Annotated in this window: 24 protein-coding genes; 13 read left to right on the top strand and 11 right to left on the bottom strand. The window is 44.2% G+C overall.

The genetic code is table 11. The annotated features are described in order from the left end of the window. Positions 1-73: 73 nt before the first annotated feature. Positions 74-988 (top strand): chemotaxis protein, encoded by a 915-nt coding sequence (locus BCT11_RS08445; protein ID WP_102387959.1) that lies wholly within the window; start codon positions 74-76, stop codon positions 986-988. A 6-nt stretch (positions 989-994) separates the two neighbouring features. Here BCT11_RS08445 and BCT11_RS08440 read toward each other — a convergent pair whose 3' ends face one another. The 5 genes from BCT11_RS08440 to hutW form a co-directional block, all read right to left on the bottom strand. Continuing rightward, positions 995-1,405 carry a hypothetical protein gene (locus BCT11_RS08440; RefSeq protein ID WP_102387957.1) on the bottom strand — a complete coding sequence of 137 codons (411 nt, stop codon included), beginning with the start codon at positions 1,403-1,405 and terminating at the stop codon, positions 995-997. A 141-nt stretch (positions 1,406-1,546) separates the two neighbouring features. Next, the gene (locus BCT11_RS08435) at positions 1,547-2,083 is read right to left on the bottom strand and encodes an ATP:cob(I)alamin adenosyltransferase (RefSeq protein ID WP_102387939.1); all 537 of its coding nucleotides are present in this window, start codon (positions 2,081-2,083) and stop codon (positions 1,547-1,549) included. 104 nt (positions 2,084-2,187) lie between these two features. After that, positions 2,188-2,718 carry a heme utilization protein HutZ gene (hutZ, locus tag BCT11_RS08430; RefSeq protein ID WP_045398522.1) on the bottom strand — a complete coding sequence of 177 codons (531 nt, stop codon included), beginning with the start codon at positions 2,716-2,718 and terminating at the stop codon, positions 2,188-2,190. A 106-nt stretch (positions 2,719-2,824) separates the two neighbouring features. Beyond that, positions 2,825-3,328 (bottom strand): heme utilization cystosolic carrier protein HutX, encoded by a 504-nt coding sequence (gene hutX, locus BCT11_RS08425; RefSeq protein ID WP_038867262.1) that lies wholly within the window; start codon positions 3,326-3,328, stop codon positions 2,825-2,827. 22 nt (positions 3,329-3,350) lie between these two features. Continuing rightward, positions 3,351-4,721, bottom strand: coding sequence for a heme anaerobic degradation radical SAM methyltransferase ChuW/HutW (gene hutW, locus BCT11_RS08420; RefSeq protein WP_102387938.1), 1,371 nt, complete (start codon positions 4,719-4,721; stop codon positions 3,351-3,353). Between the two features lie 168 nt (positions 4,722-4,889). Between hutW and BCT11_RS08415 the strand changes: the two genes are divergently transcribed. From BCT11_RS08415 to BCT11_RS08390, 6 genes are read left to right on the top strand one after another with little or no spacing between them, the layout of a single operon-like run. Continuing rightward, positions 4,890-5,642 (top strand): energy transducer TonB, encoded by a 753-nt coding sequence (locus BCT11_RS08415; RefSeq protein WP_039975025.1) that lies wholly within the window; start codon positions 4,890-4,892, stop codon positions 5,640-5,642. Next, positions 5,642-6,340, top strand: coding sequence for a MotA/TolQ/ExbB proton channel family protein (locus tag BCT11_RS08410; protein ID WP_042600147.1), 699 nt, complete (start codon positions 5,642-5,644; stop codon positions 6,338-6,340). Before BCT11_RS08415 ends, BCT11_RS08410 begins: the two co-directional genes overlap by 1 nt. Then, entirely contained in the window at positions 6,337-6,750 is a 414-nt protein-coding gene (locus tag BCT11_RS08405) for a biopolymer transporter ExbD (RefSeq protein WP_038867257.1), read from the top strand. The genes BCT11_RS08410 and BCT11_RS08405 overlap by 4 nt, the downstream gene beginning before the upstream one ends. Before the next feature lie 27 nt (positions 6,751-6,777). After that, the gene (locus tag BCT11_RS08400; protein ID WP_102387937.1) at positions 6,778-7,647 is read left to right on the top strand and encodes an ABC transporter substrate-binding protein; all 870 of its coding nucleotides are present in this window, start codon (positions 6,778-6,780) and stop codon (positions 7,645-7,647) included. Between the two features lie 9 nt (positions 7,648-7,656). Next, complete coding sequence (locus BCT11_RS08395; protein ID WP_038867253.1) at positions 7,657-8,694, top strand: iron ABC transporter permease; 1,038 nt, start codon at positions 7,657-7,659, stop codon at positions 8,692-8,694. Then, positions 8,694-9,476, top strand: a complete 783-nt coding sequence (locus tag BCT11_RS08390) for a heme ABC transporter ATP-binding protein (protein ID WP_038867251.1) — start codon at positions 8,694-8,696, stop codon at positions 9,474-9,476. Before BCT11_RS08395 ends, BCT11_RS08390 begins: the two co-directional genes overlap by 1 nt. 87 nt (positions 9,477-9,563) lie before the next feature. Here the strand turns inward: BCT11_RS08390 and BCT11_RS08385 are convergent, their stop codons facing one another. Next, positions 9,564-10,025 carry a TetR/AcrR family transcriptional regulator gene (locus BCT11_RS08385; protein ID WP_038867249.1) on the bottom strand — a complete coding sequence of 154 codons (462 nt, stop codon included), beginning with the start codon at positions 10,023-10,025 and terminating at the stop codon, positions 9,564-9,566. A gap of 528 nt (positions 10,026-10,553) precedes the next feature. Here BCT11_RS08385 and BCT11_RS08380 point away from each other — a divergent pair. Further along, a complete protein-coding gene (locus BCT11_RS08380; protein WP_039975028.1) occupies positions 10,554-10,853 on the top strand; it encodes a YfcZ/YiiS family protein in 300 nt (99 codons plus the stop codon). A 76-nt stretch (positions 10,854-10,929) separates the two neighbouring features. On the opposite strand, the gene BCT11_RS08375 is transcribed toward BCT11_RS08380, so the two are convergent. Then, entirely contained in the window at positions 10,930-11,202 is a 273-nt protein-coding gene (locus BCT11_RS08375) for a YnjH family protein (protein ID WP_102387936.1), read from the bottom strand. 146 nt (positions 11,203-11,348) lie between these two features. On the opposite strand from BCT11_RS08375, the gene BCT11_RS08370 reads away from it, so the two are divergent. After that, on the top strand, positions 11,349-11,948 hold the full coding sequence (locus tag BCT11_RS08370) for a hypothetical protein (RefSeq protein WP_038867245.1): 600 nt from the start codon (positions 11,349-11,351) through the stop codon (positions 11,946-11,948). A 104-nt stretch (positions 11,949-12,052) separates the two neighbouring features. Here the strand turns inward: BCT11_RS08370 and BCT11_RS08365 are convergent, their stop codons facing one another. Beyond that, a complete protein-coding gene (locus tag BCT11_RS08365) occupies positions 12,053-13,159 on the bottom strand; it encodes a 1-acyl-sn-glycerol-3-phosphate acyltransferase (protein ID WP_102387935.1) in 1,107 nt (368 codons plus the stop codon). Positions 13,160-13,351: 192 nt separating this feature from the next. Between BCT11_RS08365 and BCT11_RS08360 the strand changes: the two genes are divergently transcribed. Then, positions 13,352-13,960 carry an AraC family ligand binding domain-containing protein gene (locus BCT11_RS08360; RefSeq protein ID WP_039975031.1) on the top strand — a complete coding sequence of 203 codons (609 nt, stop codon included), beginning with the start codon at positions 13,352-13,354 and terminating at the stop codon, positions 13,958-13,960. Positions 13,961-14,027: 67 nt separating this feature from the next. On the opposite strand, the gene BCT11_RS08355 is transcribed toward BCT11_RS08360, so the two are convergent. Both BCT11_RS08355 and BCT11_RS08350 read right to left on the bottom strand, forming a co-directional pair. Beyond that, complete coding sequence (locus BCT11_RS08355; protein ID WP_038867242.1) at positions 14,028-14,513, bottom strand: hypothetical protein; 486 nt, start codon at positions 14,511-14,513, stop codon at positions 14,028-14,030. 14 nt (positions 14,514-14,527) lie between these two features. Next, positions 14,528-15,061, bottom strand: a complete 534-nt coding sequence (locus BCT11_RS08350; protein ID WP_038867237.1) for a nicotinate-nicotinamide nucleotide adenylyltransferase — start codon at positions 15,059-15,061, stop codon at positions 14,528-14,530. Positions 15,062-15,271: 210 nt separating this feature from the next. Here BCT11_RS08350 and nadE point away from each other — a divergent pair, with 210 nt between their 5' ends. After that, on the top strand, positions 15,272-16,102 hold the full coding sequence (gene nadE, locus BCT11_RS08345; RefSeq protein ID WP_038867235.1) for an ammonia-dependent NAD(+) synthetase: 831 nt from the start codon (positions 15,272-15,274) through the stop codon (positions 16,100-16,102). A gap of 110 nt (positions 16,103-16,212) precedes the next feature. On the opposite strand, the gene BCT11_RS08340 is transcribed toward nadE, so the two are convergent. Next, on the bottom strand, positions 16,213-18,030 hold the full coding sequence (locus BCT11_RS08340; RefSeq protein WP_102387934.1) for a hybrid-cluster NAD(P)-dependent oxidoreductase: 1,818 nt from the start codon (positions 18,028-18,030) through the stop codon (positions 16,213-16,215). A gap of 272 nt (positions 18,031-18,302) precedes the next feature. Between BCT11_RS08340 and BCT11_RS08335 the strand changes: the two genes are divergently transcribed. Together BCT11_RS08335 and pyrC are read left to right on the top strand one after the other, a co-directional pair. Continuing rightward, positions 18,303-18,467: a YqaE/Pmp3 family membrane protein gene (locus BCT11_RS08335; RefSeq protein ID WP_005453437.1), complete on the top strand. Its 165-nt coding sequence runs from the start codon at positions 18,303-18,305 to the stop codon at positions 18,465-18,467. A gap of 155 nt (positions 18,468-18,622) precedes the next feature. Then, positions 18,623-19,651 (top strand): dihydroorotase, encoded by a 1,029-nt coding sequence (gene pyrC / locus BCT11_RS08325; protein ID WP_102387933.1) that lies wholly within the window; start codon positions 18,623-18,625, stop codon positions 19,649-19,651. Positions 19,652-19,739 lie beyond the last annotated feature (88 nt).

Here is a 19,739-nt window from a genome sequence, read left to right as displayed (position 1 = left end):
TCTATGGTTGAAGCGGTCGCCTTATAAGATTAGATTAGTTACATAAATCAGTGATATTGATAAGGTTATTTTCATGGCAAAAGTCGCGAGTAAAGCGAACCAGTCTCAAGGTATGTTGGTGTTTAAACTCACCCTGCAACAGAACTTCGCAATTGGCACACTTAAAGTCCGTGAAATTGTACCTTACATGCCGACCACCAAAATTCCCTATTCGCACCATCATGTAATTGGCACTGTGACAATTCGTAATTTGACGGTGCCAGTCATCGATATGGCGGCAGCAATTGGATTCCGTCCTATCCAAGAGGAAGAATACAAGAATTGCTATTTGATCGTAACCGATTGCCTACGTACTGTGGTGGCATTTATGGTGCGAAGTATCGAGAAAATCATTGAATGTGATTGGAAATCTATCGAAACACCGCCATCAAGTGCGGGTCATAATATCTTTGTAACGGGTATTACTCGCTATGAAGAGAAGATCGTACAAATGTTGGATGTGGAACTTCTACTATCGAAGATCTACCCGCAATACGAGAATACCAAGATTCCAATGCTTACAGACATCGAGCGCGAGCGTTTGAAAGCCTTGAATATCCTTTTGGTGGACGACTCTTCTATCGCTCGTAAGCAATTGAGCGACGCGCTAGACCGCATCAACATCCCGTATCAAATCTGTAAAAACGGCTCAGACGCACTTGACTTGATGAAGCGAGATGCAGAAGCGAACCGTCCAATTGACCTTTTAGTGAGTGACATTGAAATGCCAGGGCTGGATGGTTATGAACTTGCGTTTGAAATTCAAAATGATTCTGCGCTGAATAACTCTTACCGCATTCTTCACACGTCTCTATCAAGCGAGATTTGTGTTGATCGAGCTCACCAAGTTGGCGCTCACGAGGCATTAGAGAAATTCAACGCTGGGGAATTGATTGAAGCGATGCTGCGCGGTGCAAAAGAGCTGGAAGCAAAAGCGATAGCTTCTTAATCATATCTAATAAGTTTGCTTGATCTGGTATACATCAATAACTTTTTCGGCAGCCAACAAACTCGTGATACTTGCTACCGAACATGAAAACAGTGCAACAAAGACGAACATTTTGATGTGACTATTGAGCAATAACCCTCCGCCGAAGAAATACAGTCCTATCGCGATAACCGCCAGCATAATCAATGCGGGTCGACACAACAATTCCATTGAAAGGGAGAAAAAGTAAACCTCCTCCCTTTTCGCAATCGAATACCAGTTGTAGAAAATAATAGAAGCTGTCACACCCACCGCTAACGCTATAGCAATCAGAACACTCGAAAAATGGTGCCCTGCAAACAACACAAACCCCGCTCTGATAGACAATAGCGCGCAAAATAGCCAAATCAATAAAGGCCCCCCAACAACTAAACCCATCGCTTCCTTCCTCTGAATCAATTTTAATCGTTATTCAAACAAAGACAGAAAGATGGGTAAAGGCAATTACAGCACTCGAATGAGAACTCTGCGACGGCTAGCTTAAAGTCATTAAATTCAGACTATTAGGTGATATTTTGCCTATTTACTTGGCATTGTGTAGCTGCGAGACACAAACTCAGTTTCTTCGACTTGATAAATGTGGTTGATGTAAGACGCCAAACTGTAGAGCACATTCGCGAGCAGGTTTGAATAGCGGAACAAAATCGGAGCGGGTTGTTTCTTACCTGAATGTTCAACGGCAACCAATGCACGAACCACCTTCTTTGCTTGGCAACGACACAAATGCAATTGGCTTGACGTTGGGTGGCCGCTAGGAAGCACAAACCCTTTAAAGCCACCATCGATACGAGCCTTGATTGCATCGTAATCGGCTTTTAGCTCATCGACTTCCGCTTCTGTAATCGCGAGTTTTCCGCGGATAGAGCCATTCACATGATATACGTTGGGCTGCATTCGAGTCAGTATGTCGCGGCTAAAGTCATCGAGTTCCATCGATAGAACCAGCCCAATTCGGCTACACAACTCATCAGCGGTGATTTCAAAGTCACATACTGGGCTGTCTTCATAGATGAATGGGTAACAAATCTCGCCAAGTTCCTTGCTTACTGGTCTCATGCTCTTTCTCTGTGCTTTTGCTCTAATAAAAAAGGGAGTCAGTATAACCTAACTCCCTTTGGGCATTCACATCCGTTTAGACGATCATAAGTTAGAAAATCGGCTTATGCGTTTTCGATTTTCTTGTGTCCTTCTTGAAGGTGAACGAAATCAACCAGATCATCGCCTGATACTTGGTAAGCTTGACCAAAGCCTTTTACGAATAGACCTTGTTCTGCTTTTAGGTTGAACAGAACGAAGTCTTCTAGTTGGCTCAGACCATCAATGATCTCACCAAAACGGTCTTTCATTTGACCAACAACTTGTTGCCACATCTCTGTATCACGCTCAACAACAGATGCAACCGCATCAAACGTTAGGCGCTTACGAGCGAATAACTGCTTCGATGAATCTTCGTCTTCAATCATCATCAAAGATACGTTTGGATTCTCTAGTAGGTTGCGTGCGTGACGAGCAATCTGAGAAATAAGAACGAAGTAACCTTCCTGGTTTTGAACGTATGGTGCGTAACTTACGTTTGGACGGCCTTCCGCATCAACGGTTGCTAATTGAATTGTACGGCGCTCCTGACGAAATTCCTTGATTTCTGGTCCTAGACGACCTTGTAAACGCTCTTGTTTAACTTGCTGATCCATTTTGATACCTAACTTTACTTGTTTGTTGTTCCGAGTTTTAACTCGGTTATTCTTTAATAAATAACACTGCGCTAACGAATTAGTGCAGTGTCATGCTCATTCGAGACTACTTGTTGAACTCTGCTTGCATTGCACGGAATGCTGTTACTTGATCTTCGATTAGCTCACGCTTCTCATTGCGGCCTAGGTAAATCTTAAAGATGTTGCTGCCACACTCAGAGAAGAAACCAAAGTAATGGCTCTCACGGCCCATGAAAGGCTTGCTTACTAGGGCAATGTTTTTCACGTTATCCAGTTTTAGGTGGCCATGAAGCTCACCTTCTTTACCCATAAGGTTGTAGTAACCACGAGCAACTTTACCTTTCGGGAACGGCGCTTTGACTTCAAAGATAGAACCAAAAGAATGAACGATAGTTGTTACTGGGCCAAAACCAACAAGACCTTCTAAAATGCTTTGTGCTTGCTCACCAGGAGCTACTGCAACCATCTCTTGAGGAAGTGCAGCTACCACATCAAACTCTGATACACCAAGGCGCTCAGCCATTGCTGCTGGAAGTAGTTGCGGCTCTTGTTCTAGTAGGGCTTCGACCTGTTGCTTAATTGATTCCATTGTTTTTTCCATTTCTTTCAGATTAATTGTTAGATACTTTTGGTACGTTTTCGTTCATTTCAGAAGTCAGTACTTGAATACATGCCTGAGCCAGAGACACAGCCCAGAAGCTACCTGCTAACGTCAGTATTAAACTGCGCTCTTGTAGCTCAACTAAGCCCTTGTCATGCCAAACTTTGAATAGTGGCATCAGGAAATTAAAGGTGTCTTCACCCATAAATGTTGGCAACTTGCTCGCCTGAACAATGCCTCGATCAAAGCCAGACTTCAGCGCTGCGAATAGCGGCTCAAGTGGGCTTTGCTTCATCATCATTGCGATGGTGCTCTGCCCTTCATTTACAGCTTTAACGTAAGTGTCTAGCGTGCGGTGCTGCATCATGCCGTAACCACCGATGTTACCGCCCGCACCACAACCGACAGGCAATACTTCTGCATAGGTCTTCGCTAAGCTGTTGTATAAGCTGCGTTCACGGTTATCGATCGCCCAGTGGTTAACACTAAGCGGCTTCATGTGGTGCTCTGCCATAAACTTAGCGCCAAGCTCGTACATGCCCGCTTTTTCCGGTGTCGTTGCAGGTGGCGGCATTTTTCCTTTTTCAACCAAATTGAGCATTGGCGCTGTACCACCAACCACTAACTGATAAAGGTCCAAGCCATGAGCGCCTGTAGACAAAAAGTCCTTAAGATCTTGCTCTAAAACTTCTTTCGTTTGATAAGGCAGGCCGTAAAGCAAATCGATGATGACAGGGATCCTGTCTTCTTTCGCCAACTCACTTACTCGCTGAAGTACATCTTCACGGTCATCTAGACGTTTAGCGCTACGACGAACTTTGGTATTAAAGCTCTGGACGCCAAATGAGAAACGGTTGAATCCACCGTCTAGCGCACCTTGATATAACTCGTCTGAGAATCGGTTGATACGACCTTCAAGTGTAATTTCGCAGTCAGCTGCGAGAGGGAAATAGTCGTGAATGGCCTGGCCTAGAATACGAACTTGGTCTGCAGATAAGTCAGTAGGCGTACCACCGCCGATGTAAACCGCATGGAAGATGCCACTTTGCGTCCACGGCATCGCCGCTTTCTCTTTTAGCTCTTTCATCAGAGCATCAAAGTATTCATCGACTAACTTACGGCTGGCAGCATTTTGGAAGAAGTTACAGAAAGTACAACGCACACGACAAAATGGAACGTGAATGTACAAGCAACGCTTATTGTTCTTTGCCGTCGTTTCAGACGTAATCCTTGAAAGAATATCTCCTTGTTGTGGCGGCGGCACTGGCATGCTACTACCACCTGCATGCGCAGAGTGCTTTTTCACAAAAGCAAAGCGCAATGGATCCGGGCTATCACTCCCAAGGATTGATTCGTCAAATTTATAAATATCGACGCTCATATTTACTCACTTAAAGCCCACCACACAAAGGATTGAGGCTCATTTCAAAAAAACTGCAAAGATCATAATTTGCGCGTAATGATAATGCAATTGATAATTGATCTTATTTCCTTTGTAAGTGATAATCAGTCCCAACTTGATAATTATTAGCAACACCGAGATTTACCCGTGAACCTACAAAGATATGTCATTGCCGGAGGCGCCTCACTTGCGATTCATGCAGCGCTTCTTTTTGTCTCTCAAGAGACAAAAGTTTTTGCGATGCCTGCAGGAAATCCGGCAAGCACAGTAAGCCTGAATTTGGTCTCGGCTCCTAAACCTGTTAAAGCGCAACCGGCTCCTCAAGAGGAAGTCGAGAAGAAGCAAACTGAAACCAAGAAGCAACCGGAACCTAAGCCAGAACCAGTTAAAAAGCCGATCGAAAAACCCGTCGTTAAAAAAGAAGCTGTAAAGAAAAAACCACCGGTAAAAAAGGAACCTGAACCAATCAAGCCACCTAAAAAGCCACAACCAACGAAACCAGTGGCTAAAAAAGATCCGGAACCAAAAGAAAAAGTAGAGAAGAAAGTCGCAAAAGAACCAGTACAAGAGCAAAAAGCCGCACCAACAAATGAATCAAAAGGTGCGACTTCAGAACCAGTACTAGTCGATAAGCCAGCTTTTGTCTCCCAACCAGTTCAGCCTCGCTACCCTCGTTCAGCTCGTAAGCGTGGCATTCAAGGTGTTGCACTATACGAAATTTGGCTTGATGCAAATGGCAATCAAGTTAAACAAGTTCTTATTGAATCTTCCGGTGCAGAAATGCTCGATGCTTCAGCGCTACGTGCGATAAAGCAATGGGAATTCTCACCACATATTTCTGGAGGGCAACAAGTTGCTCACCGCGTTCAAATCCCAGTTCGTTTTAAGTTGGATGGATAATGGAACAGCTACAACATTTACAAACCCAATTTGGTCTTATGACTTGGCCTTTAATTATTTGTTCTGCTTTAACAGTCATGATCATTGCGGAAAGACTTTTCCAAGTATTTGTTAGTCTTGGAGTAGGCAAAAGAGCAATTCGTCAAAAGCTCAAAACCCTAGACCCAACAAACAGCAAAGATATCGAAGCACTTGCAGACGATCTTTCTGGCAAGCGACCTCTTCTTTATCGTGGTGTCGCGATGTTACTTGCTCACCATTCTTTCTCTAAGTCACTTCGTGAAGACGCGGCAGGAATCTGGTTGCAAGAAAAGCGTCATCAATTACATTCCGGTCTGCGTCTTTTGACACTCATTGGTGTGATCAGTCCGCTAATCGGGCTGTTAGGTACCGTTCTTGGCCTGATCGATATGTTTAAAGGCATTGCGTCTTCTACAGGTAACATCACGCCAAACGATCTGGCTGATGGCCTAGGTCTGGCAATGCGCACGACCGCAGCGGGTTTGATCATTGCATTGCCCGCAATTTCTGGCGCACAACTGATTGGTCTTTGGGCTGATCGCGTTATCGCTAAGCTTGAGCACACACTGAACTATGTAAACCTCTGGTTAGAAGGCATTTCTTTGCAACACGTTTCTCCAGAAAACAACAAAGAAATCGCAACGGTTGCTGATCATGTTGAGGCGAGAAGCTCATGATTAAAGCACCTCAAGACAATAACAGCCATGGTTTAACACCGGACCTAACCCCGTTACTGGATATTATCTTTATTGTAATGGTGTTCTTGATGTTGACTGCAGCAGTCAAGCTCGACTCTCTGGATGTCAGTTTACCAAGTACAGATTCTCAGGCCGTTGCCGAAGTTGATAAACAATCCATTACGGTCAACATCCTCAAAGAAGAACCTTTTTGGGCTATCAATGGGAAAACGTATATCGACTGGGAAAACTTTACTCTTGCCTTACTCGAAGAGAGCAAATCAACCGACAAACCTATTGTGATTGGCGCAGAAAAAACCGCTGATATTCAATCCCTCGTTAAGCTTCTTGGCTTTTTACAAGAAAACGGAATTCAGGCGACTCAGTTGTTAACTGAAGAGTCGCAATAAAAAGAACATAAGACAGAGAATAAACTCATGAACAAAACACTATTGCCAGTTCGTACCGCCTTAACCGTAGCAGTGACTATGCTTGCAAGTGCGAACCTATTTGCTAACGAAGCCCTTTCAAAGGAACGAGTTGTCAGTGCAGGTAGTGCGGTAACTGAACTCCTCATCGCCCTTGATGCAAAAGAAAGCCTAGTCGCAGTTGACGTGACGAGTCAGCTTCCTAAAGAAATGGAGTTACCTAAAGTAGGTTATCACCGTCGTCTATCCGCGGAAGGCTTATTAGCTCTAAGCCCAACAAAAGTGATTGGTTCTGATGAAATGGGCCCGAATACAACGCTTGACCAGTTAAAATCAGCAGGTGTCGACGTTGAGGTCGTAAATACAGAAGCAAACGTTGATGGTTTGATTCATCGTATCGACCAAATTGCTGGCATCATGCATCGTGAAACTGAAGCCACAACACTAAAGAAAGAAGTTGAAGCACAAGTTCAAGCCCTAGAAGGCAACCAACCAGAAAAAGCGGAGAAAAAGAAAGTCCTTTTCTTGCTGATTCATGAAGGTCGTGCCGCAAACGTTGCAGGTTCAGAAACGACACCAGATGCCATTATTACTCTCGCCGGCGGTGAGAACCCAGCGGCAAGTAAACTGTCTTCATACAAGCCGCTATCAACAGAAGCTATGGTTGAAATGCAACCAGACGTTATCTTAGTGAGTGGCCGTAGTTACCAGACTATGGGTGGCGCTGATGCAATTTTAAAAGCGATGCCACTACTTGCTGCAACGCCAGCAGGTATGACTAAGAACATCGTTACGATTGATGGTCACGCATTAGTCGGTGGTTTGGGTCTAAAAAGCCTATCTGAAGCTAAACGCCTAAACGAGTTACTATACCCGTAGAGAGATTCAATGCTGTTAAGACGTATCCCTTTATCTACTATTCTACTTGCTTTATCCGGTATATTAGCCTTTATAGCTGTAGCTTCAATCACAGTAGGTCCCATGAATATCAGCTTCGCAGACAGCCTACGAAGCCTGAGCGGAGCAGGGTCTGACCTTGCTCCTCACATCCAACTAGTCATTAACGAAATACGCTTACCACGCACTATCCTATGCATGTTCATTGGTGCCATCCTTGCGATTTGTGGTGTGGTTATGCAAGGACTTTTCCGAAACCCTCTTGCTGAACCAGGCATCATTGGTGTTTCTGCAGGAGCCGCTCTTGGCGGGGCTTTCGCTATTGTAGTCTTTGCGGATTTTAGCCAAAACTACCCTCAGCTAATGAACTTAGCCGCGCTGCCTTTCTTTGCTTTTCTTGGTGGTGCAATTACAACCGTATTGGTTTATTGGCTAGGAACGAACAAATTTGGCACTTCCGTGACCATTATGCTCTTGGCTGGTGTTGCAATCAGTGCCCTTTCTGGTGCCGCTATTGGTTTTATGAACTTTATCGCCGATGACCAAATGCTTCGCGACCTTACGCTTTGGTCGATGGGATCTTTAGCAGGAGCAAACTGGTCTGGTATTGGTCTAGCAGCAGTGACGCTCGTGATTCTTCTTTTTTGGTTCCAGAAAAAAGCAATGTCACTTAATGCGCTGCTATTAGGTGAATCCGAAGCAAGGCACTTGGGTGTACCCGTGCAAAAGCTTAAGCGTCAGTTGATATTACTTTCTGCTGTCGGCGTTGGTATTACGGTGAGTATTTGTGGTGCCATCGGCTTTATCGGCCTCGTCATTCCTCATTTAGGAAGAATGTTAGCTGGGCCTGACCATAGAACCTTACTACCAATCTCAGCACTAATGGGAGCCTTGCTATTAACCGCTGCGGACATGTTCGCACGAGTTGTTGTTACTCCAGCTGAACTGCCGGTAGGTATCGTAACTGCACTTATTGGTGCGCCGTTCTTTATCTACTTATTGTTCCAACAAAAAGGGAAGATCCTGTAATGAATCCAACGGTTATGTCAGGCAGAAATATCTCCATGAGGTATGGCAGCCGAATCGTACTTGATGACATCAGTATTGATATTCGAGCAGGAGAAGTTACCGCCTTACTTGGACCAAATGGCGCTGGTAAAAGCACGTTATTAAAACTCCTATGCGGCGAGATCCCTTCTCAACATGACATTGAGTACTTTGGCAAACAAAAAAACGATTGGGAGCCCGCTGAAAGCGCAAAACACATTGCGATGTTACCACAACACAGCACGTTAACTTTTCCGTTCTTAGCTCGAGAAGTTGTAGAGTTAGGCGCAATTCCGTTGTCGATAACTAACAAAGAAACCACACAATTAGCTTTGCAGTACATGGAGCAGACTGACGTATCTCACCTTGCAGATAGCCTCTACCCTGCTCTTTCTGGTGGTGAAAAGCAGCGCTTACATCTTGCGCGAGTATTAACTCAGCTTCATCAAGCTGGCGACAAAAAAATACTGATGCTGGATGAGCCGACTTCAGCACTCGATCTTGCCCACCAGCACAACACGCTCAAGATCGCACGTGAAGCAGCCAAAGCAAACAATGCGGCCGTTGTGGTTGTATTACATGATTTAAATCTAGCGTCACAGTACGCTGATAGATTGGTTTTACTTCATGATGGCAAACTGGTTTGTGATGACAACCCGTGGAACGCTTTGACACCAGAACGCATTGAACAAGTCTATGGCTATCGCTCTATCGTCACTAAGCACCCGACCTTGGATTTCCCACAAGTCCATGCAGCGGCTTAAATAGCAGTCTTAACGAACAGATTGTCCGGTTCAATATATTAAATAAGAAAAAGCCCCGCATAATGCGGGGCTTTCTTTATTCTGGTTTTATTTGCTCATCTGAATCAACGAACGACCAATTAACCACTCTAACTCTTTGTCACTACCAGCACCGAATTGGCTCTCAGCCATTTTGTACAAACGGTCAATACCGTTTGCTGCAAACTCATGTGCACTTTCTGAAGTGACGATATGGTGGAACAATAGACGCAAGATCGCTAAGAATTCAGTATCTTCTAGAGCTTTAATCCAGCTCTTCGAAAACGCTTCTAGACCTTTATCAAATTCTAGATGCTCTACGAACATTTTGAAAATACGACCGTCTAACGCGGCGGTAAAATCCGTTTTCTTAGGGAAATGGTGGCTAATACCTGTACGCGATACACCTGTCTGTTGACTTAACGTGGTGTAAGACATTTTGTCATAACCAAGTCTTAGAAGCTGATCAACAACGGCATCCATGATTTTCTGGATAGTGATTTCGGTATCTTCTTTACTACGCTTTGGCATATTTTAAGCTCTTCTCTTTGTAAATCCATCTAACTCACAATTAAATGAGGGCCAGAATGAAAATCATCCTCAGCATTATGTACTGTACGCCCCTAACATCAAATTAGAGGGTCAATCATAACTAAAATGCACTGCGTAACGTGCAATTTACAGTGATATTTCTGTCAATACATGTGACTCAAAATATGGCGAAAAGTCCACTCCATCAAAACCTTGCACCAAATCATTCATCGAAACTATTCTCAGGCTAAGAATGATAATTATGTAAAAATAATTAATCCGGAAATAGTCTTATAAATTGAACCCCAGTTCAACTCACCTGACAAAAATCTCACGAATATCTAGGTTAATTGATTTTAAATATTGATACATATCACATTAATTTTATTAAGGAAGTTCTAATGAATTTAATTAACCCCTTGTTAACAACATAACATACCGTGCCTTTTTTATCCAAAATCATTCATTTTTGTAGATAGAGATCAAATACCTGATAGAATACCCACAGTATTTACAAGAGGATTCGTTATGAGTGTCGAATTAGAAGAAAGCCAAGTTTGTGAAGCTTGCGGTTGCGCTGGTGAAATGGGTTTTATCATCAAAGAAGGCGACGATGTTGCTGACGTAACGATTTTCGCAGAAACTAAAGCAGCACTAGAAGCTGAGTTGGCGAAATACATCGAAATGGCGACAACAGTGTGTGCCGGCGTTGAATACAACGTTTCTGAACTCACTGAAGAATCAAAAGAGCTCACCGCTCGCTTCAAGTTTGAAGTTAGCGCTGAAAAGCTAATCTTTGAACTGAAAACTCGCTCTCTAGCGCGTTAAAAATCAAAGTTATAAGAGTAAAAAAGCGAGCACTCTGCTCGCTTTTGTGTTTTTAGCGCTCTTGTAATAAGTGACATTACTTTTCTTGCTTAAATACCACCCACTTTAACGCGCCATTCGTTTCAAAGTCATTTTCGTCAGTACAGACCAATAAAACACCGTCAACACTCAATACCGCTCCAGTCGTGTAGGCTTTATCATCGTAGTAACAAACCCGCTGCCCTAATTTACCGTCTGCCGCAACCAGTGCTTTGGCCTCAGGCGTACTGTAAGATTTCGCCATCACCGAGCCAGAAAGTAATACGCTGACAATACTTATGGTGATGCAAGCTATCGGTTTTTTATCCATGGCTCTCCCCTTTATCTTGGTAACATACTAACAAGAAGCCATTTTTGGTTCTTGGCAGCATCTCATATTCTTTATATCTCTCGCTCTAGAAGCCCTACTCGCTTTACGTTATTCTTTTCTCGTAAATTTTTGTTGAAGTAGCGATAATGCGTGTATTCCCTCTCTTTCTTACCTTAATGGCCATAAGTACGAACCCTGCTGCATACGAGCTCGATTACTACTCCAAATTTGGCCATACAGACAACTACGGCAATGTTGACCTACGCAACAAACCTTATTCTCAGTTGCCCGACGGGTTCATCGTTAAAGGTAATTTGAATATCTCGCAAACCCCAATTACCAAACTTCCTAGAGGGCTTGACGTAGGGGGTAGCTTGGAGGCCACCAACAGCTCGCTTAAAACCATTAGGTCAGGGACTAAGATCAAAGGGTATGCAAATCTATTGGGCAGCAAAATCGAACGTTGGCCACGAGGGGTGAAGCTTGGGGGTTACCTAAATTTGACAGATACCCCTTTGCAAAGCTTACCGACTCGACTGCGAGTGAAGGGGGACTTGAGTGTGATTAGAACGCCGCTAACTCAATTACCTGAAGGCCTTGTCGTAGAGGGGAATTTGTATATCAGTGGTTCAAAACTCACCGAATTCCCAGAGACCATGACAGTCAATGGCAACATTTTCTTAGGTGGGAATCGTATATCAAAGTGGCCAACGAACTTGACCTTAGGTGGCGCCGTTGCACCTTAGAACAGAATGAGAAGAACGAGCGAAAAATCAAATAACACATCGGCTAAAGATCCTACCCGTTCCTCACAATGTTAACGCTGAGCAATCATATCTCTAAAGCCCGGCTATTCTTGGTTATTGACTGGATTTGCATAGCTTGCGACTAAATAGCTATGTGCGCCAGCTGGCAGTTGCTCAAGCTTTTCTGCTAACTGAGACTTAACCAATTCGGTGATCGTGTCATCTTCTCGACCCGCTGCAAGCAAGTTCATCGGGAACACTCGGTAATTGTTATGGATTTGACGATCAATTTCATTTGCAAGTTCTTCAGGTGTTTCGAACTCTTGATCAACCACATCACCAAACGCAACATGAACTTTGCCTTTGTAGCCTACGATACCTTGGATAATACTCTCGATATCTTCAAACTCACCCTTCTCGTAGCTACCTTTTTCTGCTTTCTCGTACAGCTCTTTTGCCTTAGCAAGGTCACATGGGTCATTCTGATAAGAAATAGAAACTGGAACGATTTTCAGCGAGCGAGTGTATTCGCCAAAGCTGATTTTTTGCTTGCGCCCTTCTACGTGGAACATCTTAAGGATTGCAGGATCGGTAAAATCATTCCCATCCTTTGCTCGCCCCTCTTTTTGGGCAATCCAAATTGAGTTACCCGTATCAAGAGAGTGCTTGATATATCCAGATAATTGACCCAGCGTTTTCATCATCTCTCTCGGGCCTTTTGCCGAACGTTTTACAATGAAACTCTTGTTAAGCTTCATGAGTTCTGTCGCACAAGGCTTCTTAAGCAAGTTGTCACCAATAGCAATGCGCACAGTGCGATGATCGGTCTGATGCAAACCGTAATTAACAAGCGCAGGATCCATAGCGATATCGCGGTGGTTAGACACAAATAAATAAGAAGTTTCTTTATCTAGCTTGTCCAAGCCGGAAAAGGTCACACCATCCGTCGTCGTATTCAACGTATCTTGAAGATACTTCTTAACTTCAAGTTGAATCGCTTCTACGGAGTTCAGCTTGCTCCACTTCGCTTTTAAGTAGACGCGGATAATCGGGCTCATGAATGTTTTGAACCAGTTCGCTTTATTTGCGAAACGGTGCTCTAAAATCGCGCTGATAAACTCATCGTCTTGGATAAGGCGGTCCAGCGCAGCTGGAATCTCTTCGTCATTGTATGGACGAATTTCAATATAAGGATCGGTATTGGCTGTCATTATTCAATTCATTTCAAAAAAAGCTGGCACATTTTACGCATTGTTTTGCCAAGTAGCAGCATTTCAATCCATACTTTTAACATGGTCATACCAGTCGTTTTACAATTTCTATTCGCAAAAAATTCTGTTATTCGGTTGGCATTCTAAGGGTTTAACGTTAACCTTAGCGCCCCAAGAACTCTGGTATTCACAATGAACTACGCAATTGAATTTCACGACGCAAATTACCCTTTTCTCAATGTTGCTGCGCGTAAGAAAGCGCTAAAACACACGCTACTGTTAGTAGTCGAGGGTTTGGCGATCATAAAATTGGGTAAACAAGAGTATGCCATCGAACCAGGTCAGTATTTTTGGATTCCTCAGGGATGTTTGAGCTCCCTCACCTTTTTACCAAATACTCGCACTACTCGTTGTGATTTTTCTGTGCGTTTGAACGATGAGTTTGCTCAACAAGCCGGCTTTGTAAAACCTTCCGCTCTATTAAAAGCGCTAATGGATAAACTGGTAACCACCGAACCACGCAGTGAAAAACAACTGGATTTGTTGACAGTCGCCAAATATGAGGCGTTGGAATTGAAGCCAAAACTGACGGGCTCACACCTCACAAGCTTGATAAATCAATGGAAACCTGGTTGCGAATCACCAATTTCAATCGAGTTGTGTTTGGTGCTAACACTAAGAGAAGCTCGTAAAATGAAACTGTCTGGCAAAAAGCAAATGGACATCGTCGAGCGTTTGTTTGCTGGTAATGAAGAAGAATACGAACAGTTGTGCTTTTTAGTGTTTGGGGAAGCACTGTAACCAACTACCAACTTAGAATCAAAAAGGGCGTACATGATGTACGCCCTTTTTGATTAAGAAGTGTTATTTAGAACGGGACTTCTATCTGCATCATCCAGTCAGCATCGTAGTATTCGTGCCAACGATAATCGAAGCGCATTCTTGGTTCACCATCACTTTTGTCCCCAAAACCGATACTGAACATTAACCCATGACTCTTCAGCCATTCTTCGGTTGTCATTTTGCTTTCATCGTCTCTCAACTCTTCTGGCATCCAGACACCCAAGCCAAAATAGTTACTTTCCAAGCTTTGAGTCAGCAATGGCGTGTCTTCCGACTTAATCGCCCACTCATCCCAGTAGTTTTCTGTGGGCTCATCAAGCGGTCTTTCTTCCGCCTCATACCAATTGAGCGTATCCACACTGAGCACACCGACACTATCAAAAATGTCTTCACAAATGGGCATGGTGTTATCAGCGAATACAACAGAACGATCAGACAAATAGTTACACGCGAAGCTGGCTTGTGTAACAACAAGCAACGTGCATGCACTAAATACCACTATTCTGACCATGAAAATCTGACCTCTTAGTTACCAGATAACGTTTCTTTGTATAAGCGTTCGCTTTGTAAAATGTCACGGACTGTTGATGTTGTAAATGCACTGATGTCTTTATCAGCGAGTAAAGCATCTCGTATGTCTGTGCTTCTGATTTTAACTTTCTCAGGGCACGCCATCACAGTCCAACGTTCCGTAATTTCTTCTGCTTTGTAAAATTTAGCAAATTTGAAGAAATTGTCAGGACCAATGACAAAAGTTATATCGGCTTGCGTGTGGATTTCTTGAATTTTTTCTAATAACGCAAAAGTCGTCACACTTTGTCCTGGTTGGTACAAACTTTGCTCTAAGTCTGAACGTTGAACGTTGGAAAGCCCCATGTCTTTAATAAAGGCATCGACCAACTTGCACCGGATTGGATAGTCCAACATATTTTTGCCCCAAGCATGTGCAATACTAGGCTCCAGAAGCACGAGGTCGAAGTGACTTAAGGACTCGATCACGCTTTTATGCCCTAAGCTTGGTGGGTTAAATGCGCTACCAAAAACGGCGATTTTTTTCATATCCGGTGATTACCTGGTTGAAGAGAGTTTTCTAATCCGATGAATTCGGTATGATACTACTAATCTTTAGAGTTTTTTGACACTAATGCGACGTTTATGAACATCAATTGAACGCTTTCCCGCCAATTGTGAACAATAAACGTAGGCCTAAGTATGAACACATTCCGACTAATTTAGTGTCTGATGTATTTGCAGGAAAAGGAACCCGAAATGGAACAATCCATCCGCGATGAAATGCGAGTTCTCCCATCAATCGACCCGCATTTCGAAATCGAGCGCCGTGTCGCTTTTATCAAGCGTAAATTGCAAGAAGCAGGCTGTAAGTCTCTTGTTCTTGGCATCAGCGGTGGCGTTGACTCAACGACATGTGGTCGTTTGGCTCAACTGGCTGTGGACCAACTGAACGAAGAAGCTGGCGACAATAGCTACCAGTTTATCGCCGTTCGTTTACCTTACGGTGAGCAAAAGGATGAAGACGAAGCACAACTTGCTCTTGCCTTTATCCAACCAACTCATTCTGTATCTGTAAACATAAAAGCGGGCGTAGATGGTCTTCACTCTGCATCTCATGTTGCATTGGAAGGTACTGGCCTTCTGCCAACTGACGCTGCAAAAGTCGACTTTGTAAAAGGTAACGTAAAAGCACGTGCCCGCATGGCTGCTCAATATGAAATCGCAGGTTACGTAGGCGGCCTAGTTTTAGGCACTGACCACTCGGCTGAGAACATTACCGGTTTTTACACTAAGTTTGGTGATGGCGCTTGTGATATGGCACCACTATTCGGCTTGAGCAAACGTCAAGTACGCGAAGTCGCGGCAACGCTGAGTGCACCGGAACAACTAGTAAAGAAAGTACCGACTGCAGATTTAGAAGAACTTGATCCTCAAAAAGCAGATGAAGACGCACTGAATCTCTCTTACGAACAGATTGACGACTTCTTAGAAGGCAAACCTGTTTCGGAACAAGTGAGTGACCGTCTGGTGTCAATTTACAAGGCCACGCAGCACAAACGTCAGCCGATCCCAACGATCTACGACTAAATTGCAATTTTATTTCTGAGCGACTCGTTTCTGAAACCGCTCTGAGATAGATAAAAAACGCCGCTACGTTAGCGGCGTTTTTTACTGATTGCGATCCGTCTTTATGGCAATTAGTCTGTGATTGTCACGTCCGTCTGCGGAATAGCACAACATGCGAGCACTTTACCCATCGCACGCTCCTCAGCACTTATCGCAGGGACATCCGGATGATCGACCTGCCCTGATTCCATTTGAACCTTGCAAGCGCCACACAAGCCTGCTCGACAGCTGTTGCTAATGCTTTTGCCTGCATTTTCAACTTGTTCAAGCAATGTCTGCTGGTTGTTTCCCATCAACTTAAAGCCGTTGAATTCAATCTCAACACTTTTCTCTGGCTTGGCTGTGGTAGCCGCAACGCCGAATGCTTCTTGATGATAGTTGTCTTCCGGTAGCCCTTTCTTGAATAGGAGGTTTTTCGCCTTTTGCATAAAACCATCAGGACCACAAACAAACACCTGTCGCTGCTCAACGTCTTTGATCTGCTTGATATGAGACAGGCTAATGCGTCCTTTCAGGCCAAACCAATCCACTGCTGGCTGAGTTAAGCAAATCTTCACATCTAATCCCGGATGCTGACGTTTTAGTTCATCGAGCTCCTCTTTGCATGGAATATCAATCTCGCTGCTGCACTGGTGGTAGAACACCACATCATCGAGTTGGTTGTGATCAGCCAAGTAACGAACCATCGACAGCATAGGTGTTACGCCGCTACCAGCAGACAACAAGAGTAGAGGTTGAACTGAATGCTCTTTTAGGTGGAATTGGCCATCTGGCGTTTCAGCTTCAAGCACATCACCCACTTGTAAGTTGTCGAGAAGTGCATTAGAAACGCGACCACCAGAAACACGCTTGACCGAAATTGCGTAGCGCCCCGGGCGAGAAGGGCTCGAAGACAACGTATAACGACGCCCTACTTTCTTACCTTCTATATCCACTTCGATAGGTAAATGCTGACCCGGTAAGTACGTTGGTAACTGACCTTTACTTGGCTCAAGCCATAAGGTTACGAAGTCGCGCGCAATCTCTTCTCGTTCAACACAAGTGAGCGTCATTCGATGAGGAGAGTTATCCGGATAGAACTCTGGCTCTTTGTATTCCAGCACTTCGACTTTGTCACCAGAACGAATAATGCCTTCATTAAGAGCAACAAGGTTTTGGCCAAAGAATACACCGCCACGCTCATTCGCGCGGAATTCTTGCAGTGTTTTGAGTGGCTCTTTGCTTTCTCGGAATGTACCGCGTTGAGTGTTAACGGTGGTTAGGATGCAACGCTCACAAGGTTTTACAGATTCAAATTCGACTTCACCAATGCGAATACGTTTCCATGAGTCTTCTTCAAATGGCTTGGTGTCAGATACCACTAGGTTGGTTCGGAATTGATCCATTGAGTGCTGCTCAGAGCTTCTGCGATTTAACTCTTCCAGTGACGCTTCACTGATAACAAGCACTGGATAACCATCGGCAAAGCTAACGTTGTGACCCAACTTCTCTCTTACACGATTGGATTGCTCACCAGTAAAAAGTAACTCAACGCGAAGACCTAACACTTTACTAAACCAATCATCCGCTTCGTCAGTGGTGGTATATGCAGTAAAACTGTCTTTCCAAACCGTTGCAGGCGCTTCCTGCATTTTGAAATCTTGGTAGCGGATTTTAAGTGGCTCTTCACCCAAACTGCTAAATACAATGCCATCTGGCAACAACGCGGATTTAATGGTGACCATTTGCGGGAATTTTCTTGCCGTAACCATTGAACCATCAGACGTCGCGATCATAAATCGACGATCAAAACTGAGGCCTTGCTTCTCAACCCAAGCTGATGAAAGGGCAACACCACCCACCGACTTTACTGGGAACACATTGATTTGAGACAAAACTGACTGCGACATGGCTTTCTTCCTAACGATACTTTTTAATTATTGGACTATCATATCCTCATACGTTTGATGACCCAAGTGCCTATAAAACATCAATTTGTCTGAGGTATCTTCCGTGCGTGGCAATCAACATCGTTGGAATACCAACTTATGCGTCTCATTTTATGAACAGAGTCCCATAAATTTGCATATTCCTGACGAAACTGGATTGCCAAAAAGTGATATAGCGCACATAATTCGCCAACTTTTTGACACCTTTAAATAACCTATCCGGAGCATAGACCATGGATACTAATAAACTGATTCTAATTCTACTTTGTATCTTCCTTCCACCAGTGGCGGTTTACATGGAAAAAGGTCTAGAGAAAGACTTCTTCATCAACCTTATCCTGACGTTCTTCTTCTTCCTACCAGGTACGATTCACGCACTTTGGTTGACGATGAAGTAACCACCTGAGCTCCTATCGTAAAGAAATGTGAAAAATGGGATGAAATAGAATGGCAATTCCACTATCATCCTGTCGCCTAAGCGCAAGCGTTTGCTCTTGAGGTAAATGCAGCGTTTAGGCTCCAATCACAACTTTATTAATGGTGGGAGCAATTAATGACAACACTGACTATTACTCGTCCTGACGACTGGCACGTTCACTTACGCGATGGTGACGTTTTAAAAGATACCGTTCGTGATATTAGCCGTTACAACGGCCGCGCACTGATCATGCCAAACACCGTCCCACCTGTTACCAATACTGACATGGCGCTAGCCTACCGTGATCGTATCCTTGCTGAACAACACGGTGAGCAATTTGAACCTCTTATGGCGCTTTACCTGACAGACAACACAACACCTGATGAAATCCGTAAAGCAAAAGCAAGCGGTCACATCGTTGCTGCTAAGCTATACCCAGCAGGTGCAACAACAAACTCAGACTCAGGTGTAACAGACGCGAAAAATATCTACCATGTATTCGAAGCGATGGAAGAAGTAGGCGTGCTTCTTTTGGTTCACGGAGAAGTAACACACAATCACGTTGATATCTTCGACCGTGAGAAGGAATTCCTTGATACGGTTCTTGCTCCTATCGTCAACGACTTCCCTAACCTAAAGATCGTTCTTGAGCACATCACTACAGCTGACGCAGCGCACTTCGTCAACAAGGCTTCAGATAACGTTGCAGCAACTATCACCGCTCACCACCTGCTGTTCAACCGTAACCACATGCTAGTCGGCGGCATTAAGCCACACTTCTACTGTCTGCCAATTCTTAAGCGCAATACCCACCAACAAGCGCTTATCGAAGCAGCAACAAGCGGCAGCAAGAAATTCTTCCTAGGTACGGATTCAGCACCACACGCAAAAGGCGCAAAAGAGTCGGCTTGTGGTTGTGCTGGGTCTTACACTGCACACGCAGCACTAGAACTTTACGCAGAGGTCTTTGAGAACGAAGGCAAGCTAGAAAACCTAGAAGCATTCGCAAGCTTAAACGGCCCTGATTTTTACGGCATCGCTCGTAACACAGATACCGTCACGCTAGAAAAAACAGCGTGGGATGTACCAGAAACAATGCCATTCGGCAGCGACATCGTTGTGCCAATCCGCGCAAATGAAAAAATTGAGTGGGAAGTGAAGTAATCACCCTCAAGAAATGAAAAAGGGTCATGCCACCATATTCGATATGGAAAGGCATGACCCTTTTCTTTGGTTCATCGCGGATAAGCGG

The sequence above is a fragment of the Vibrio sp. 10N.222.52.B12 genome (assembly GCF_002875385.1).
In the GTDB taxonomy this organism is placed as follows: Bacteria; Pseudomonadota; Gammaproteobacteria; order Enterobacterales; family Vibrionaceae; genus Vibrio; species Vibrio jasicida.
Note: the sequence above shows the minus strand (reverse complement) of the source record. Positions and strands in the feature narration are given on the sequence as shown.

What these genes read in the sequence shown, in the direction of transcription:
- BCT11_RS08445 (WP_102387959.1), top strand. Translation starts at nt 74, where the DNA reads ATGGCAAAAGTCGCGAGTAAAGCGAACCAGTCTCAAGGTATGTTGGTG.
- BCT11_RS08440 (WP_102387957.1), bottom strand. Translation starts at nt 1,405, where the DNA reads ATGGGTTTAGTTGTTGGGGGGCCTTTATTGATTTGGCTATTTTGCGCG.
- BCT11_RS08435 (WP_102387939.1), bottom strand. Translation starts at nt 2,083, where the DNA reads ATGAGACCAGTAAGCAAGGAACTTGGCGAGATTTGTTACCCATTCATC.
- hutZ (WP_045398522.1), bottom strand. Translation starts at nt 2,718, where the DNA reads ATGGATCAGCAAGTTAAACAAGAGCGTTTACAAGGTCGTCTAGGACCA.
- hutX (WP_038867262.1), bottom strand. Translation starts at nt 3,328, where the DNA reads ATGGAATCAATTAAGCAACAGGTCGAAGCCCTACTAGAACAAGAGCCG.
- hutW (WP_102387938.1), bottom strand. Translation starts at nt 4,721, where the DNA reads ATGAGCGTCGATATTTATAAATTTGACGAATCAATCCTTGGGAGTGAT.
- BCT11_RS08410 (WP_042600147.1), top strand. Translation starts at nt 5,642, where the DNA reads ATGGAACAGCTACAACATTTACAAACCCAATTTGGTCTTATGACTTGG.
- BCT11_RS08405 (WP_038867257.1), top strand. Translation starts at nt 6,337, where the DNA reads ATGATTAAAGCACCTCAAGACAATAACAGCCATGGTTTAACACCGGAC.
- BCT11_RS08400 (WP_102387937.1), top strand. Translation starts at nt 6,778, where the DNA reads ATGAACAAAACACTATTGCCAGTTCGTACCGCCTTAACCGTAGCAGTG.
- BCT11_RS08395 (WP_038867253.1), top strand. Translation starts at nt 7,657, where the DNA reads ATGCTGTTAAGACGTATCCCTTTATCTACTATTCTACTTGCTTTATCC.
- BCT11_RS08390 (WP_038867251.1), top strand. Translation starts at nt 8,694, where the DNA reads ATGAATCCAACGGTTATGTCAGGCAGAAATATCTCCATGAGGTATGGC.
- BCT11_RS08385 (WP_038867249.1), bottom strand. Translation starts at nt 10,025, where the DNA reads ATGCCAAAGCGTAGTAAAGAAGATACCGAAATCACTATCCAGAAAATC.
- BCT11_RS08380 (WP_039975028.1), top strand. Translation starts at nt 10,554, where the DNA reads ATGAGTGTCGAATTAGAAGAAAGCCAAGTTTGTGAAGCTTGCGGTTGC.
- BCT11_RS08375 (WP_102387936.1), bottom strand. Translation starts at nt 11,202, where the DNA reads ATGGATAAAAAACCGATAGCTTGCATCACCATAAGTATTGTCAGCGTA.
- BCT11_RS08370 (WP_038867245.1), top strand. Translation starts at nt 11,349, where the DNA reads ATGCGTGTATTCCCTCTCTTTCTTACCTTAATGGCCATAAGTACGAAC.
- BCT11_RS08365 (WP_102387935.1), bottom strand. Translation starts at nt 13,159, where the DNA reads ATGACAGCCAATACCGATCCTTATATTGAAATTCGTCCATACAATGAC.
- BCT11_RS08360 (WP_039975031.1), top strand. Translation starts at nt 13,352, where the DNA reads ATGAACTACGCAATTGAATTTCACGACGCAAATTACCCTTTTCTCAAT.
- BCT11_RS08355 (WP_038867242.1), bottom strand. Translation starts at nt 14,513, where the DNA reads ATGGTCAGAATAGTGGTATTTAGTGCATGCACGTTGCTTGTTGTTACA.
- BCT11_RS08350 (WP_038867237.1), bottom strand. Translation starts at nt 15,061, where the DNA reads ATGAAAAAAATCGCCGTTTTTGGTAGCGCATTTAACCCACCAAGCTTA.
- nadE (WP_038867235.1), top strand. Translation starts at nt 15,272, where the DNA reads ATGGAACAATCCATCCGCGATGAAATGCGAGTTCTCCCATCAATCGAC.
- BCT11_RS08340 (WP_102387934.1), bottom strand. Translation starts at nt 18,030, where the DNA reads ATGTCGCAGTCAGTTTTGTCTCAAATCAATGTGTTCCCAGTAAAGTCG.
- BCT11_RS08335 (WP_005453437.1), top strand. Translation starts at nt 18,303, where the DNA reads ATGGATACTAATAAACTGATTCTAATTCTACTTTGTATCTTCCTTCCA.
- pyrC (WP_102387933.1), top strand. Translation starts at nt 18,623, where the DNA reads ATGACAACACTGACTATTACTCGTCCTGACGACTGGCACGTTCACTTA.